This is a genomic window from Aquimarina discodermiae (genome assembly GCF_040786235.1).
Taxonomy (GTDB): Bacteria; Bacteroidota; Bacteroidia; order Flavobacteriales; family Flavobacteriaceae; genus Aquimarina.
Genome location: NZ_JBFMKP010000003.1, coordinates 205,453 through 222,888, shown reverse-complemented (window position 1 = coordinate 222,888; position 17,436 = coordinate 205,453). Strand labels below are relative to the sequence as shown.

Sequence of the window (17,436 nt, the reverse complement as noted above, 5' to 3'; positions counted from 1 at the left end):
AATGATGACTTTTTGATCAATTGAATGTTTTTTACACTTCATAAGAGCACTACGAAGTAAGAAAAAATGAAAACTGAGTAAAAACCATTTTTATCGCAAATTGAAGATTGTTTGAACCAGTTCAATATGATGAATAGATATTTTTGCTCTAATTGAACACATCAAATGTGATTATTTTGTAGACAATACCAATTATGAATTAAAAAGAGAAGTTGCTTTATATCATTTGTGGTATAAAAATACTCAAAAGGAAAATTGAAGATTTCTGTTCTAGATGAATACTAAAAATCAATTACAACCTTAGCTACATTTTATTTTTATTATAAAGTATAGTATGTATAAAATGTAAATAATTTAGATAGAAGACCTAGAAAATTTATAGAATCCCTTAATGGGGATAACTACCAAATATATCCAAAATTATCTCAATTGGTTCTTGATACTGGAAAAAATCAAAAAATGATACTAACAGAATGACTACAATTGCTTTTACTTCTAGTACAGCTTGGAATGAATTCAAAAATATAACACTAAACCATATCTTTTTTAGAACTTAGCCAAATATAATAACCCACCAAAAAAGACGGTTTTATACAAACAACCAAACTTTAGGTAGATAAAATATCCGAGATACGAAGTAATTCTTTATTTATCTGGCGACTTCCTTTTAACCCTTCTTCAAAACCAGATACAAAAATTTCATTATTCATAATCCCCACCATAACATTTTTCTCACCATCTAACAGTAATTCTACGGCTTTAACACATAACCTACTTGCCAATGTTCTATCAAAACATGTGGGAGATCCCCCTCGTTGCATATGCCCCAGTACGGTTACTCTTACATCATAATTTGGTAAATTATCGGTTACATAATCTGCCAATTCATATACATTTTTTCCTATTTTATCACCTTCGCTTACAACCACAATACTAGACGATTTACCAGAACGTTTACTACGTTTTAATGATTCTAGTAAACGATCCAAACCAAGATCTTCTTCTGGAATTAAAATCTCCTCTGCTCCTGCTCCTACACCGCTGTTTAATGCTATAAACCCGGCATCTCTACCCATTACCTCAACAAAAAACAACCTGTCATGTGAGCTAGCTGTATCTCTTATTTTATCGATCGCTTCTACAACAGTATTTAAGGCAGTATCATACCCTATTGTAAAATTAGTTCCCGAAATATCATTATCGATAGTTCCCGGAACACCAATCACCGGAATATTATATTCTTCACTAAACACCTTCCCTCCTGTAAATGTACCATCACCTCCTATTAGTACCATTGCATCCACCCCAATTTCTTTAAGATTTTCTGCGGCTTTTTTTCTACCTTCTATCGTCTTGAACTCTTTTGATCTGGCTGATTTTAATATGGTACCTCCACTACTAATAATATTTCTAACACTTCTGGCATTCATCACACAATAATCTCCTTCTATCATTCCTTGATATCCTCGATAAAAGCCTATACATTTTACATTGTAATAAGCACAAGCTCTTACCACTGCACGTATTGCAGCATTCATTCCCGGAGCATCTCCTCCCGATGTCATGACACCAATAGTTTTGATTTCTCTTGCCATATGTTATATTTTGTTCACCAATTAAGATCTTTTTTTATTTGCAAAAAGATTCCGGCAAAAGCCGGAAAGTGATCTTTTATTTTTTATACTAATTATTCTGGATCAGGTATTTTATTCTTGTCTGTAAAGTTAATAAAATTTGGTGTTTCAATTTTTGTTGTATCCTTTGGTTTTACAATAGAATCCTTTACTTTTTTATTCTTAAATATCTTAACCCATAATTCTTTGAAATTATCAAAATCCACCGAGTATGAAAGCCCAACACCCTGTTCATAACCTTGACTTCCTGCTCCTACGAACTGAATATCGCTTTCTCGATTAAAAATCTTTCCTCGTAAAGATCCATCTTCATTAAATAAGTATTGTATTTCAACATCACCTACAACTGTAGATTCATTAACGCCACCTACGGGAACCCCAACTTTACCATTAATTAAAATCCTATTACTAATTTGGGTAGCAAATGTTAACCCAAATTGATCTGCATCTTCCTGATCCAAGCTTTTTACTCCCTGAACATAATTTAACCCTACCTGAAACTTATCATCCTCATCAGAAAAAACATTATTAAAAATACTTGAAGCTCTTTCTGCCACTAACCCACCGGTAAAGGTATTCGCATCAAAAGTACCATTATAGAATTGCCCAGATGACACCAGAGATAATGCTTGTAACTCTTTATTTGACTGATCGCTTAGCTTATAATCCAGTTCACTTTTTATAACAGAGCTAAGGTTAGGAAACTCGATATTAAAATTAACATCGGGTTGTATTAACTCTCCTTGTAAATCTACCACAACTTCTACAGGTATTTTTCTATTGATAGAAGAGTTCTCTAAAAGTATCGCAGGATTTGCTTCTGTTTTGTATACTGCACTAAGGTCTAAAACTGCTCTTGTTGGACTACCATCCCAGTTAATAGTACCACCATCACGTACCGTAAATAACTTTTCTACAAATGCTCCATATCGAAAATTATAAGTTCCTTCATACGCCACAAAATCCCCCCACATATTAAATTTACCATTGGTATTGATTTCGATAAGTAAGGTTCCTGCCCCTCTACCCTTTAAAGAACTTCCCGTTTCTTTATCTACTACTATTTCTACTTCTGCATTATTATTTACATCCAAATCAAAATTAAGTTCCAATCCTTTTACATCTTCCAAAATAACTTCTTTCCCTTCTAACCTTGCTCTTTTTTCATCTGGACTTAAAAAATGAATATACGTATTATCACCTATTGACTCTGTATCGTTTAATGGGATTTTAAAAGTAGTTCCTTCTTCAGTGGTTGCTTCTACTTTTATAAATAACTCGTCTGTAGGACCAGTGATCCATGCTTGACCTTTAATAAACCCGGTCCCATAGTATAAAGACTCTTCATCCTCTTCGGTATCTAACACCAACAATCGTTCGTCTGCTAACAATTCTAGTCCAAACTCCCATTTAGAGAAATTTTTATGAGCTATATACCCTCCCAAAACACCTTTGGTATTATATTTTGAGTCTTTGATATTAATATCATCAAAATTGAAACGTTGCTCATTCAGAATTACTCTCGAGTTATCTTCAAAACCAAGATCAACATTTAAATATGGAACCATTAGCCCTGCTTTATCAAGGTTTAACACTCCATCGATTGATGGGCTTTTATAGCTTCCACTTATCTTAGCCTCGCCAGAAACAAAACCGCGAATATTTGTAATAATATCTCCTCCTAAAGCACTAAACTCTGAGATATCTAATTCGTTTAAATCAACATCTATATTTACAAAGGGTTTATCCTTAGAGACATTAATTATTCCTAAAGCAGCTAATGTTTTTTTATTACTATAATCAACCAATTTGGTATCAACCAAGTACTCTGTAAGATCTTGATTTCCTGTAACTTTTAATAAAAGCTCTCCCATTGGGGTTTGGTTAATACTTAAGTCTTTTACTTTTATATTAGAACTTGGGAAATAGTTTCCTTTTTCCTGAAGTAGGGATAATTCTCCATCAACTCTGCCCATAAAATTAAGGCTATCAATTCTGGGAGTTATTTTATTTAGGTCAACATTTTTAAAAGTCGCTTTTAGATTTTTATAATCTTCTCCTTCTGTCGTTCCTTTCAGTTTAATTTCTTCATCCAGATAGGTAAAAATTATAGACTGTATATCAATACTTTTAAAATCATTATCAAAGATGATCTTATTATTAAGTTTACTTTTTTCTTTATTTGCAAACCAGGTATTACCTTTATAGGTGAAATCTGATTTCTTTATCCCAACTACAGAATTATTATCCTCGTTAATTGTATGGTAAAATTCTAGATTGAAATTATCTTCGTTATTGTTTCCTCCTTTAAACTCGGAGTGCATAAATAATGTATCTTTTAGGGTTACATTAATTAAACTAAACTCTGATGCATTATAATATTTTGATTTGATACTATCTATGGCTATATACGTGTTAAATAACGGGTTTTTATTATCCACCTGTATATCAACATTTTCCATCAAGTTATCATATGCATTAATCGAAGGTGATTTAAAGGTAAGTTTAAATTCTGACTCGTTACTTTCTACTTTTCCTCTTATTATTGTATTGGGTGCAAATTGAATCTCGGGTAAAAAAACGTCTACAATTTTGTTATAAATATTGAAATTGAATTCTACAAATTCATCATCGGTAATTTCTGTAGCTTCAAAATTAGTATATAAACTTCCTATAGAGTTTCTAAACAAATCATATACATTTTCAAACCTAAATACGCCCTTTATATTACCTTCTACAATATCTGCGCTATTTACAATAATTGTCCTTACATTATCTTCATTAAAACTAGAGGTTATATCAAAATCTTCAAAATAGAATTCTGTATTTTGGTTTGTATAGGAAGTTTTGGTAAAAGAAATTGTTCCAAAGGCATCATTTAAATTTGTACCTTTTATTTTCATGTACACATCACCATTAAAAATAGAAATACTATCTCTTGTAAATATATTTAACTCGTTAAGATCGATATGATCTACATTTGCCTCAAAATCATAGTTATGTATTTTTTGAGACAAATCTGCTACCCCATTAAAGGTAAATTGAACATTTTGATCATTAGAAGTTAAATTTCCATCAAATACTCTATTCTTAAGATTTCCTATTGCTTTTAAATCTTTATAGATGTAATCATTAAATTCTAGCTTGCTAATATCTCCTTCTATTTTAGTATTTAAACTACCTAGTGTAAACCCGCTCCCGTCTACATGAATATCGAAGGTAGAAGTCCCTAATGATTCTCTGTTTAACAACCTACCAAGGTGAAAATTTTGAGAAATAATATTTCCATTATAAGTTGCTTTCTTAATATCATTTAGATTTTCTAACAATACAAATGCATTGACTTTTCCCAGTTGAGAAAACAGAGTCATATCCATGTCTACAGATTTTGTATTTACCATGGCATTTCCTTTTGCTCTAACATTACCAAACCGTTGTAACTCTATTGGCAGAGATGCCCCTAAAACATTAGGTAACAAATTGATAAGATCATAATAATTACTCGTTAAGTTTTCAAAATCTCCTTCCAATTCGAATTTTGTAGCATTACTAACGGCATTTTTAATTCTCATATTTCCTTTTACAAAAGACCTGTCTAGTCCAGAAATATTTGCATGTAGCACTTCAAAATCATTCAAAGTTCCCTTTACCAAAGTGTTTTGCATATAAAACTTATGGTTTTTTCCAAATTCTTTATAAAAAGGAATTAAATCATTTGTCGCTATAGTTGCTTTATCAAAATCTGCATTAATGAACACCTCATTTTCAAAATTATTCAGCCCATCCTTTTCATAAGAAAACAAAATTTCTCCTTTTATATCAGAATCTTTAGTTTGAATAACCAACTCCTGAAAATTCATTTCTTTAGGAGTCATAGAAAAACATGTTTGTAATTTTGATACTTTCAATCCCCTAAAATCGTCAAAAGATAATGCGTCAATATTGATATAAATATCATCTCCATCTACCACCAGACTTTCTGCATCCAAGTCAATATTATAATAATCGACTGCTTTAGGATTGTTTAAGTTTTCATTCGTAAAGCGATACCTTCCTTTTACGATAGAAATATTTTCTGTAGTCAAAACAAACTTTTTTCCAGAAGGTTTTTTTTGAGAATCAAACTTGCGAATAAAAGTCATTAAATTATCGCTATTCTCATCTTTATAAATTTTCATATTAAAGGTCAGGTCTTCTATATAGACTTTTCCTAATTGAGGTCTTCCTTTAGATATTTCATCAATATTGAGAATAGAGGTCTCGATACCATTTGCATATAGTAAGGTATCCCGATGGTGATCTTTTATAAAAACATTTTGTAAATCCACATTTCCGGTATAGGTCAACCCAATTCGTTCAATATCGATTCCTACATCGTATGTTTTATTTAGATAATTTGTAGCTTTTTTACCAAAAAAAGTTTGAACAGAAGGAATAGAAAACAATACCATTATTAGAAGAAATAATGATATAAGAACAAGAAATGTCCTTAACAATATTTTCCAAAGTTTCCTGATACGCTTTATTGTTTTAACTTTGTTGACAATATTAACAATTTCTATGCCCTTTTCCTCATAATGGACAAACAAAAAACATACATTCTTGGTATTGAATCTTCTTGTGATGATACCTCTGCTGCCATATTATGTAACGGTAATGTTCTATCTAATGTTATCGCATCACAAAAAATACATGAATTGTATGGTGGAGTAGTTCCTGAGCTTGCTTCGAGAGCACACCAACAAAATATTGTTCCTGTTATCGATCAAGCCATTAAACAAGCAAAAATTACTAAAGACGATCTAAGCGCAATTGCTTTTACAAGAGGTCCTGGATTAATGGGGTCATTATTGGTAGGAACTTCTTTTGCAAAGTCACTAGCTCTTGGTTTAGACATCCCATTGATTGATGTAAATCATATGCAAGCTCATATTCTTGCTCATTTTATTGAGGAAGAAGGATATGACAAGCCACAATTTCCTTTTCTGGCATTAACCATTAGTGGTGGGCATACACAAATTGTACAGGTAAATGATTATTTTGATATGAAGGTCATTGGTGAAACCATTGATGATGCTGTTGGAGAGGCTTTTGACAAAAGTGCAAAGATCTTTGGCTTACCATATCCAGGAGGGCCTTTGATAGATAAATATGCACAATTAGGCAATCCTAAAGCGTTTGCGTTTCCTAAACCCAAAGTAGGTGATTTAAATTTTAGTTTTAGTGGTCTTAAAACTTCTGTCCTTTATTTCACTCAAAAAATGACCAAAGAAGATCCCGATTTTGTAAAAAATAACCTAAATGATATCTGCGCATCCTTGCAATATACTATCATCAATATTTTAATAGACAAGCTAAAAAAAGCTTCAAAACAAACAGGTATCAAAAGTATTGCCATCGGAGGTGGCGTTTCTGCTAACTCTGGTATCAGACAAGCTTTAAAAGATGGAGAACAAAAATATGGTTGGAAAACCTTTATTCCAAAATTTGAATACACTACAGATAATGCGGCAATGATTGGAATTGTAGGGTATCTAAAATATCTTAAAAAGGAGTTTACCGATATGAGCGTTGTGGCAACAGCCCGAATGAAAATTTAACCTTTATATCAAACGATCTATAGTAGAACTTTATCATTGCTGAAACAGTCATAGAAAATGCAACTATTTTATAATTCGAATCTTACTGAATCAAATACCGAAATAAAATTCTCTAGAGAAGAGAGTAAACACATTAGTAAGGTGTTAAGAAAAAAAGAAGGTGATTTATTACATATTACCAATGGTCAGGGAGATTCGTTTATTGCCAAAATCACGTTTTCTAATCCTACAGTTTGTATTGCTTCTGTAACTTCTTGTAAAAAACAATCACCCAAATCGTATAGATTACACCTTGCTGTAGCTCCTACCAAAATGAACGATCGCTATGAGTGGTTTTTAGAAAAGGCCACCGAAATTGGTATTGATGAAATCACTCCTATAATTTGTGATCATAGTGAAAGAAAAATCATCAAGACAGAACGTTTTGAGCGGATATTACAAAGTGCCATGAAGCAATCGCTACAAAGTTATTTACCCAAATTACATCCTGCTATTTCTTATAATGATTTTGTGGCTCTAAAAAATGAAGGACAATTGTTTATTGCGCATTGCGAAGAGACCAAGAAGCAATCGTTAAAAGACACCCTCTCTCCACAATCTGATATCGTTATTATGATTGGTCCAGAAGGAGATTTTTCTACAAAAGAAATTGAATTAGCATTGGCATCAGGCTACGCTCCTGTTACTTTGGGCGAAACCAGGTTGCGTACTGAAACCGCCGCTATTGTTGCGGCTCACACTGTAGCCCTTATAAATCAATAAAGGGCTATCTTAATATTGTATTAAAATAACCCTTCTTTTAAAGAAAAAATGATACTTCATTATTTCTTAAGAAACTTAAGAACTTTTACGCTTCCATTCTTTTGTTCTAATTTTATCATATACATTCCTGGTCTCAAATCTTTTGTATCTATCTCTATATGCTCTTTTTGCCCCATGTCAATACTTTTCATAGCGATATTACCATAAGTATCAAAAATAGTTAATTGAGTTCCCTTTGTTAATTCTCCCAATTGCATGGTAAGTCTATCATTAACAGGATTTGGAAACATCTCTATGGCATTTTCTGAAGCCCCTAATCCTTTGTTGGGTTCGTTACCTATAAAACCTATACAACGATCCTGTTTATATTCTACTCGTATTTGTTTGTGCTGAATTCTTTCATACTCATCTACAAAAACTTGCTGTGCGCTTTTGGTTATACAAGGTTCATGCTTTACTTCTTCGAGTTTTATTTCCTTTTCGCATACGGTACCTGTTTTTCCGGTATCGGTAGTTTCTACCAAATAAATATCGGTTGCTCCTGCTCCCAGAGAAGTTGTATAACCAGTAAAAGCAAAACCTTTATCATACGTATCTCTTGTCATTTCAAATCCACCTTCTACACCATCTTTCCCATAGTTACGAGCCCACAACAAACTACCACCAGCATCAGTCTGAAACATCATTGCCTTGGTACTAGAGATATTGTTTTGTCCTACAATAGTATAATTTTGGTTTCCAAACACTCCTACTGTTTCTTCAAGACCATACCCGAGCTCTCTTCTTTCTGTACCATAGGTTTTCATCCCTAAAAAATTACCATTAGCTCCCATATACAGCAAAAACGCATCAAAAGAGTTGTTAATTCCAAAACTATTGGTATAACCAGTAAGCACATAATTTCCCTGATTATTTTGTTTCACACAATTTGCCATATTACGATAGGATTGAGAAGGGGTAAGCTCACCAGGGTATCCTACAATTCGATTCCATTCTATCGTTAGGTCTGGTTTTAACTTAATAATAAAAATGTCTGAAGGAGGATTAGCAAGTGTTGAACTTGCTCCACACCAATAATTTGTAGTTGCACCTGCTATGATATACCCCCCATCCTTGGTTTGCTCTATCCACATTCCTCTTTGATCACCTTCTCCTCCTATCACTGTAGATCTAACCAAATTTCCTAAATGATCGGTTTGTACCACATATACATTGGTGCCAGGAAAAAACTGGGAATAACTTCTGGTTTCACCTACAAAAATATATCCAGGTTTACCATTTTGGTCTTTGATGCTCTGCACACAATGAGCCACATCATATTCTTTACCTCCGTAAACATTAGAAAAAACGGTAGCTCCGTTCACATCTACTCCCACCAGATATGCATCACCAGATCCGAAACCAAAGCTACGGGTAATACCTGCCGCCACATATGAGACTTCATCTTTAAATGTAAAATTAATAGATTGTCTTACAGAATTAAAATATTCATAATTCTCTCCTCCATAAACTCGTGACCAAATTTGATTACCGTTAAGATCTGTTTTTACTAACGTGGCCTCGAGGCTACCGATATAATTCTTAGAAGTATATCCCCCAATGATATATCCTTTTTCTACCTGTTGGAGCTGATCAAGAGATCGCCCCATTTCTGATTTTTCTGTTCCAAAAGAATGTTGAAACTGTGAAAAGCCCATACTCACTACAAAGTATAGAGCTACACTGCATACAATTGTTTTCATGTTGATTTATATTTAAATTGGTTAATTGATTTGCTCGATTATAAATTTCACCATAAGACTATCAACAAACATCATTAGCTATAAGAGTAATTTCTGCATGATTTTTTGAAAAAAGTGTTCAAAAACTAATCAACAACAAATACATCATAACCACCTGTAAAACAGTCTTCTAAATTACAAAATAAACTGCTTTCACTTAGGAGGTTACACCCCAAAATTGTAGGGGAAAAAACCCCTTTTTTTATTATTTATATTAGAAAAAATAAAACACAGGATGTAATACCTTCATTTATCAAACAAACCTTTGAAATAAATCAAATAATTATTCTCAAATCAATATCTTTATACTTCTAATTCACTTGGTATGATACCTATGATTAAAAGAGGGTTGTTATTAATTATATTAACTATTAGTTGTTCTTCTAATAATAATGATACCATTCCTGAAAATGACTCTGAAACTGAAATTACAGACCCTAACACACCAGTAGTTCCTTCTAAAAATACTGTAAGTGGTTTTGAATTTATTGATGAGTTTATAATTCCTAATCAAGAAATTGGTTCTGAACAAGTTGGGGGGCTCTCTGGTATTGATTACCAAAACGGAAAGTGGTATATTATCTGTGATACTTCTACTCCTCCTATACGCTTCTATGAAGCTAATATCTCATATAATAATGAGTTTACAACTGTTGATATTCATACGATGATAGAAATGAAAGATGTAGCTGGCAGCTCATTACCACAAGGTGTTGTAGACCCCGAAGCCATACGGTTTGATCCTGTTACAAAAAACATAGTATATACTAGTGAGGGATCTATTAATAATAGTGTGGATCCTGCTGTGGTAGAAATAAATGGTAATGGCAATGAAATAAAAAAATTCTCATTACCTGATAATTTTAAAGCCAATACTATTGATGATACTTCTGGCCCCAGACACAATGGAGTGTTAGAAGGGCTTTCTTTGGCAGTTGACAATTCAGGTTATTGGGTATCCTTAGAGCTTCCGCTCATTGAAGATGGACCAGAACCTATTATAACCGATACACAATCTCCGGTTCGAGTTACATTCATTAATAAAACAACAAATACAGCAGAAAGACAATTTGCATATGAACTTGATCCTGTAGCACGGGAACCTGCTCTGGGAACAACCTTTATGGTTAATGGATTGGTAGAAATACTTGAATATGATACAAATAAATTCCTAGCCTTAGAAAGATCATTTTCTTCTGGATATATTGATGGAGGTAATACTGTAAAAATATATAATGTAGATGCCAGTGAAGCAACAAATACTATTTCTAAAGAATCCTTAAATGGAAACGATTATACGGCAGCTACAAAAACACTACTATTTAACTTTGAAACAATACGAGGAAAATTAACCGCTAATACAGTGGACAATATAGAAGGGATAACCTTTGGTCCCAATTTAGATGATGGAAGCAGAACCGTTGTTGTTATTTCAGATAATAATTTTAATTCTTTTTTCCCACAATACAATCAGTTAATAGCTTTAAAAGTAGTACCGTAGTTATATTCCTGATTACTGTGATGTTATTTTATATAAGAATAGTTCTTCGGCTTCATTTGGAAGAATTGTTGTTCCGACACATTCTAATCCTAGTTTTTCCAAAAGCTTTTGTGAAGCAATATTATGTTTTGAAGTAATGGCATTTATTACAGTAATACCAAACTCATTAAAAGCAGCTTCTTTTAATCTATTTGCAGACTCAAACGCGTATCCCTTTCCTTCATATTTTGGCAAAAGCCCAAACCCAATATCAATTCCTTTTACACCATCTCGATCATAAAGTCCGCAAATACCAACTTTTATAGTATCTGATTTACGAGTAATGGTATAATTTGAATACCCAAAATTCTTTAATTGAGGAAGCATTTTATCTAATATATACTTTTTTGCTTCAGATATCGAGCTAATGTTTCTATTACCAACGTATTGAATAAATTTTGGACTATTCATCATTTCATATATCAACTCGGCATCTTGCTCTATCGTTGGCGTAATAAGCAACCTTTCTGTTTCAAATTCTTTATAAGTAATCATCTTTATATTTATAGATTCATCAAAATCACTTTCTTAATTTTAGCACTTTGCTCTAAGTGATACTATGTATACTGTACCAAAAAACATCACTTTACCATAGTTTGTCTCTGTAATAAATCATTCAATTTATTTATAAGATTGGATACGATTCTATTTCTTACCAAACAAACCCCTCTAAAATGCTTTCTTATTTGAATCGAAATATTTATCACATACTTGTAATGCCAATAAAAAAGTATAGTTTTCTCAAAAATAGGTATAATATAATCTATTCACCAACTTAACTTATTGTGAGTCCACTTTTTAATAAAATTTAAGTACACAATATCGGCTAGACAACCTTATTCATAGATTCTAATAATTTCGCCTCTACCCTTTCCTTCTATACTGCGTACATAAGCATTGATTGCCTTATTCATAGAAACCGGATTATGACCAGGGAAATAATCTTTATATTTCTCATACGCATCTGCTACCATCCCCAGCGAAACAACATTTACTCTAATTTCATTTTCTATTTCTAAATCTACAGCTCTTACAAAACTATGGATCGCTCCATTAACCATGGCTGCACTTGTTGTTTTAATTACAGGGTCATCTGCCAAAATACCAGTAGAAAGGGTAATTGAACCTCTGTTTTTTACATAATTCTTACCAATTCTAACCAAATTGACTTGTCCCATTAATTTGCTTTTTAAACCAATATAATAGTCCTCTTCTGTTAATGAATCAAAAGTATCCCACTTGGCTTCGCCTGCAATACAAACAACAGCATCCAGCTCTCCTATTTTATCAAACATGGACTGAATAGAAATACTATTTGCTATATCAACAATTACATCTCCTTGTGTTCGTCCCGCTACAATTATTTCATGTTTTTCTTTAAGATATGACACTACTTTTTTTCCTATAGTACCATTCCCTCCTATGACAAGTATTTTCATAATTATATATTAAATATTCAATGATGACTTCTTATTTCATAGAATGAAACGCGACTTTATTTCCTTCTGTATCTAAAAAATGAGCCATAAATCCATTAGGCCCTATAGCAGTTTTGGGAAGTACTATTTTTCCTCCCGCCTTTTCTACTCTAGATAATGGTTCAGATAAGTCATCTCCAGCATTTAAGTATATTAATGATCCTACTTGACTAGGCTCATATCCTTGTCCTTCCACAATTCCGCCTCCTATTCCAGAGTTTTCCATTTCAAAAGGAAAAAATGCCCATTGAGCACCCGTTTCTTCCATTTTCATGGTATGCATTTGTGCCTGAAGTACCTCTTCATAAAACTTTTTTGCTCTATCGAAATCTGTTGCAGGGATTTCAAACCAATTGATTGCGTTTTTCATTTTTATAGTATTAATATTCTAAACTAGTCTTTAATGTTATCGTTTTTTTATTGATCTGACCATACCGAGAGTTCATTTCCTGACGGGTCGACAAAATGAAATCTACTACCTCCGGGAAAAGAAAAAATATCTATCGATATTTTTCCTCCATGTTCAATAATTACACTTTTTATAATTTCCAAATTTTTATGGTAAAGAACAACCAAGGCCCCATTCGTAATTGTTTCTTCTGTTTTTTCAAAGCCTCCTTCTATCCCACTTTCTGAAAAAGCAGTATAAGTGGAACCATAATCTGTAAAAACCCATCCAAAAGTTTTAGAATAAAACTCTTTTATTTGATCGAGGTTTTTCGCTTTAAACTCTACATAATTGATGTGATTATTTACAATATTGCTCATTATAAAAAATTTATATCATTAGATGCCATTTCAAATTTACGGCTTTGTCATTAGACGTTTTAAAATACCCTAAAAATAATTAGATGACAAGTCTGTTATTTACAAACTCGCTACCTTACTAAGTTTTACAATGATATTTAACAAGATGAACTCTTGTCTATATCTCATTTTTTGATTCGTTGTTCTATTCTATATCATCTAATCTTTTAGAGAAATATATTCTTTTATGTCCTTCTGGAAAATTATCTATTTTACCAATTTCTATATATCCATTTTTTACATAAAAGTTTTCTGCCTGAAAATCAAAAGTATCTAGTATAGATATGGTCGCTCCTTTATTTTTGGCAATTGATTCTACATGTCGTAAAAGTCTTGTTCCCAATCCTTTATTTCTAAAGTTTTCTTTTACCCAAAGAATCTTAATTTCCAGACCGTTCCAATATCCAATACCAGATAATATTCCGCCCACCTCGGTACCATTTTTATCTATTGCCACAAATTCTAGCGGTGTCCATAACTCGGCTAAGGCTGGGACCTTATGCAAATTATAGGTGTTGATCCCATCCACAATTGTTTTAATATTTTCCTTTTTACAAGACGTGATGGTTAGTTCCTCTAACATTTAATATATTTAAGTTCTTTTTTTATAAATTTTGAAAGACTCTCCAAAAACATTGTATCCATTACAAAAATAATTCCAACCCTTTTTTTCATAAAAACCTTCTAAGTCAGAACTTAAATACAAATTATTGTACCCTTTTTCTTTTGCCTGATCGATAGCATGTTGTAATAATTTCTCGGCTATTTTTTTGTTTCGCATTTCTTCATTTACATATAAACACGCAAACCAGGGCATTAAATCCTGTCTGCTTATAATGTCATTAACCAGTAATGCATAGGACCCTATTATCTTATGGTTTTCGACAACAATATAAAATTTTGGAAGTTTCTTTTTATTGTCTAAAGAGTTTACAATACAATCTTTATAAAACTTAAAATTTGATTCATTACCCCAACAATTCCAAAAATAATTTATCGCATCCTCTAAAAACTCTTTCCTTTCTGAGATTTCATATATACCCATTCTTTATGTATTTGGTATTAATAAAATATTTCGAGATATTATCTTTTCTTTCTTCTTTTTTTTATTCGATAAGTAGCTGTTTTAAACTCCATTCTAACTAAAATTAATAACACAATTAATTCTATAACAAAGTATGTTTTACCAAAAAGAGTTAGCTTTTGATTCAAATAAATAACCAGACCTAAAGTAAGAAAGCCATACAGCAAATTTGCAGTAGCTATAAAGATTAAATACAATCGCCATTTTTTTATTTTTCTAAAAAAACAGGTAAATGAGTAGATAGAAAAAACACCTGCAATACCAGCCAAATAATATAATATATATTTAGGCATTCCAAAAAAGTCATTAAAATTCACCAAAACAACGCCAAGCATTAATGTAGATAACAATGCTCCTACACCATCAATTAAAAAAAGCTTTTTATAATGAATTCTTTTAGGCATATTTAAGGTATAAGATACTCTTTTTTTATGGTAGTTTTATTAAAACTTAAATTAACTATATAAAGTGTAATTTATCTCAATACACTTTTAATCAATAATAACCAGACGCTTACAAATATCTTAATACGTTTTTTTCGTGTAATAATAACATTTAATTATAGACATAAGAGTTGAGAGAAAGGGAAAAAATACATCAGAACTAGTATATCGAAATTCTAGAATATCGGTAGAGATTCTAGAATTTAGACTTTAATTATTTAATTAATAGATATATATGTGTTTATGTTTGTGCTTATCTAAGTGCTTTGATAAATTAATGAATAACAATTAAAACCTTTAAAAATGAAAGAAACAATTTTAAATTTAGGAAACACAATAAGCAAAAAGGAACAAGGATCCATTAAAGGAGGATTTTTTAATAGAAATCATCAACAAAATTATGCACTAAATAGTTGTAATCAAGGATGTTTTAGTGCAGATAGAAATGGGCATTCTGGGAGTGATTTAGAATCTTGTCTTGCACGTTGTGAGGATGCGTATGGTGACGGTACTCCGTTTCGCCCTTAAATAGTTTGAATAGCCTACTAACTTACTAAATTTTAATCTATTTTAATCTATTTTAATCTATTTTAATTCTTCCAGAGTTATCCTTTGGAAGAATTTTCAGATATATAATTTATGATGCTTTGATAGTTGATAGAGCGTAAGCAAGGTAAAAACATTTAACTTTTTGATAGTTGATATATTCTTTCAATTTAGCTTCTGCAATAGGACATTATTAAAGAAACATTTTGTAAATCAATTACCAAAAGTGCTTTCTTATTTATTATGAAACTATTAAATATATTATGATTCTATATCTATAAACTTGTATAAGGGACAATCACCCTAGTTTTTTCAAGGAAATTATAAAAAAATCCCGCCCTGCTTCTTACTAGAAATAGAGTGGGATTTTTATTTTTAGAAAAGTAAATATACCTGGTATGAAACTACTTTTGCTGTCCTAGAAAATCTTCTAGTGCTTCTTTATTCTTATTGTAGGCTAATTTTCCTACCGCCAGATGATATTTATGCTTATCTGATGTAAATTGATATGCCATTTTTGCAAACTCCAATCTTGGACTATCCAAATTAAATTGTCCCATAAGCTCAACAACCTGAGCGGTATTTAAACAACCTTTTACTAATAGATATTCATTAGCCATTGGGATTGGTTTTCCTCCACTATCAACCTCTTTCTTTAGATCATTTTTTAATTCTGTAAATTCATTGTAAGACAATGCACATGGCTCTTTTTCTGATTTTGGTTTGGTAGCGGTTCCTTTTTCTTTTTTAGGGGTATCCTGAGATTTTTCTTTCTCCTTCTTTTTCTCTTTTTCTTTAAATGCAGCGCTCTTAATTTTGATCGGTTTTATGTTTACATCAACCAGGTTGAGTACCTGAAACACTCCAGTCCAATCTACGGTAAATTTTGAATCTTCTGGTGTTATATTAACCGCAAACGTATAGGATTTACCATTAAAAACAACATCACCTTTTTTCACAATTTCGGCCTTTCCTCCTTCTATAGTGATTTTCTTGAGGTCAATTTTACCTAACCTTTTTTGTCCACCGTTATAGGTGCATTTTATCTCAGCAAAAACACGGTCGCTATATACATTATACTCCATCAGTTTAATACTGAAGTCACCTATGGTCTGAGTTGCTCCAGATTTCAGAACTAATTTATCTCCTTCAAGCGATTTACCATTACCCATGGCATATCGAATCCCATAAAGTGTTAAATCTAATTGATCAGCATTTGCTTTTATAGGAGCTTTAATTCTAAAATCATTATAAATGGTTTTCTCTTCTCCTGGCTTTAAAACATATTCTTTAGAAAGTGGGCGCATTTCTCCTCCATCCTGAACCAAGCTTACCTTGGACCTATCAATAACCAAAACTCCATCTCCTAGATTTTCTGCTTTATAATTAATAAAGTATTTTGAAGAAGTTGACTTTACTTTTTCAAAAGTAAGTATCGTATGATCGGTTCTAATTGCTTTTGGTAAGTAATAAGTTGCTTCCTGAGCATTACTATTAGTTATCAAAAACCAAATAGAAATTGTACTAAGTAGGTATTTTTTAATCATTTGTTTTTATTTAGAAATGGAATCAAATTTATTAAAATTTAAACAAATCAAACAAAGACTTAACAAATTAACTATCAAACAAATAAAAATTCAAACAATCAACACTTTACTTAAAGGTTTTATATTAATTTTCAAAATTTATTAGTTGGTACGAGCATATTTTTCTTTTCAAAACTAATGTTTCAAAATAAAGCTATCTTATTACGATACCCCC

General features: G+C 31.7%; 15 protein-coding genes. 4 read left to right on the top strand and 11 right to left on the bottom strand.

The features are described 5' to 3' along the window. Positions 1–608 precede the first annotated feature (608 nt). Together pfkA and ABW636_RS02955 are read right to left on the bottom strand one after the other, a co-directional pair. Positions 609–1,595 (bottom strand): 6-phosphofructokinase, encoded by a 987-nt coding sequence (gene pfkA, locus ABW636_RS02960; RefSeq protein WP_367588462.1) that lies wholly within the window; start codon positions 1,593–1,595, stop codon positions 609–611. A 92-nt stretch (positions 1,596–1,687) separates the two neighbouring features. Then, positions 1,688–6,085: a translocation/assembly module TamB domain-containing protein gene (locus ABW636_RS02955; RefSeq protein ID WP_367588461.1), complete on the bottom strand. Its 4,398-nt coding sequence runs from the start codon at positions 6,083–6,085 to the stop codon at positions 1,688–1,690. 126 nt (positions 6,086–6,211) lie between these two features. Between ABW636_RS02955 and tsaD the strand changes: the two genes are divergently transcribed. Beyond that, entirely contained in the window at positions 6,212–7,234 is a 1,023-nt protein-coding gene (gene tsaD, locus ABW636_RS02950) for a tRNA (adenosine(37)-N6)-threonylcarbamoyltransferase complex transferase subunit TsaD (protein WP_367588460.1), read from the top strand. A 57-nt stretch (positions 7,235–7,291) separates the two neighbouring features. Further along, positions 7,292–7,996, top strand: coding sequence for a 16S rRNA (uracil(1498)-N(3))-methyltransferase (locus ABW636_RS02945; RefSeq protein WP_367588459.1), 705 nt, complete (start codon positions 7,292–7,294; stop codon positions 7,994–7,996). A gap of 59 nt (positions 7,997–8,055) precedes the next feature. On the opposite strand, the gene ABW636_RS02940 is transcribed toward ABW636_RS02945, so the two are convergent. Further along, positions 8,056–9,738: a T9SS type A sorting domain-containing protein gene (locus ABW636_RS02940; protein WP_367588458.1), complete on the bottom strand. Its 1,683-nt coding sequence runs from the start codon at positions 9,736–9,738 to the stop codon at positions 8,056–8,058. A 364-nt stretch (positions 9,739–10,102) separates the two neighbouring features. Here ABW636_RS02940 and ABW636_RS02935 point away from each other — a divergent pair, with 364 nt between their 5' ends. Further along, positions 10,103–11,278 carry an esterase-like activity of phytase family protein gene (locus ABW636_RS02935; protein WP_367588457.1) on the top strand — a complete coding sequence of 392 codons (1,176 nt, stop codon included), beginning with the start codon at positions 10,103–10,105 and terminating at the stop codon, positions 11,276–11,278. A 12-nt stretch (positions 11,279–11,290) separates the two neighbouring features. Here the strand turns inward: ABW636_RS02935 and ABW636_RS02930 are convergent, their stop codons facing one another. The 7 genes from ABW636_RS02930 to ABW636_RS02900 all read right to left on the bottom strand — a co-directional run bounded on the left by ABW636_RS02930 (position 11,291) and on the right by ABW636_RS02900 (position 15,090). Beyond that, complete coding sequence (locus ABW636_RS02930) at positions 11,291–11,812, bottom strand: GNAT family N-acetyltransferase (protein ID WP_367588456.1); 522 nt, start codon at positions 11,810–11,812, stop codon at positions 11,291–11,293. A gap of 341 nt (positions 11,813–12,153) precedes the next feature. Next, complete coding sequence (locus tag ABW636_RS02925) at positions 12,154–12,756, bottom strand: short chain dehydrogenase (protein WP_367588455.1); 603 nt, start codon at positions 12,754–12,756, stop codon at positions 12,154–12,156. A gap of 31 nt (positions 12,757–12,787) precedes the next feature. Continuing rightward, entirely contained in the window at positions 12,788–13,165 is a 378-nt protein-coding gene (locus tag ABW636_RS02920; RefSeq protein ID WP_367588454.1) for a VOC family protein, read from the bottom strand. A gap of 47 nt (positions 13,166–13,212) precedes the next feature. Next, positions 13,213–13,563, bottom strand: coding sequence for a VOC family protein (locus ABW636_RS02915; RefSeq protein ID WP_367588453.1), 351 nt, complete (start codon positions 13,561–13,563; stop codon positions 13,213–13,215). A 184-nt stretch (positions 13,564–13,747) separates the two neighbouring features. Beyond that, a complete protein-coding gene (locus ABW636_RS02910; RefSeq protein WP_367588452.1) occupies positions 13,748–14,185 on the bottom strand; it encodes a GNAT family N-acetyltransferase in 438 nt (145 codons plus the stop codon). Positions 14,186–14,194: 9 nt separating this feature from the next. Next, positions 14,195–14,647: a GNAT family N-acetyltransferase gene (locus ABW636_RS02905; protein WP_367588451.1), complete on the bottom strand. Its 453-nt coding sequence runs from the start codon at positions 14,645–14,647 to the stop codon at positions 14,195–14,197. A 38-nt stretch (positions 14,648–14,685) separates the two neighbouring features. Beyond that, a complete protein-coding gene (locus tag ABW636_RS02900; RefSeq protein ID WP_367588450.1) occupies positions 14,686–15,090 on the bottom strand; it encodes a hypothetical protein in 405 nt (134 codons plus the stop codon). 342 nt (positions 15,091–15,432) lie between these two features. Here ABW636_RS02900 and ABW636_RS02895 point away from each other — a divergent pair, with 342 nt between their 5' ends. Next, the gene (locus ABW636_RS02895) at positions 15,433–15,657 is read left to right on the top strand and encodes a hypothetical protein (RefSeq protein WP_367588449.1); all 225 of its coding nucleotides are present in this window, start codon (positions 15,433–15,435) and stop codon (positions 15,655–15,657) included. A gap of 422 nt (positions 15,658–16,079) precedes the next feature. Here the strand turns inward: ABW636_RS02895 and ABW636_RS02890 are convergent, their stop codons facing one another. Next, entirely contained in the window at positions 16,080–17,222 is a 1,143-nt protein-coding gene (locus tag ABW636_RS02890) for a proline and serine-rich protein 1 family protein (protein WP_367588448.1), read from the bottom strand. Positions 17,223–17,436: the final 214 nt, after the last annotated feature.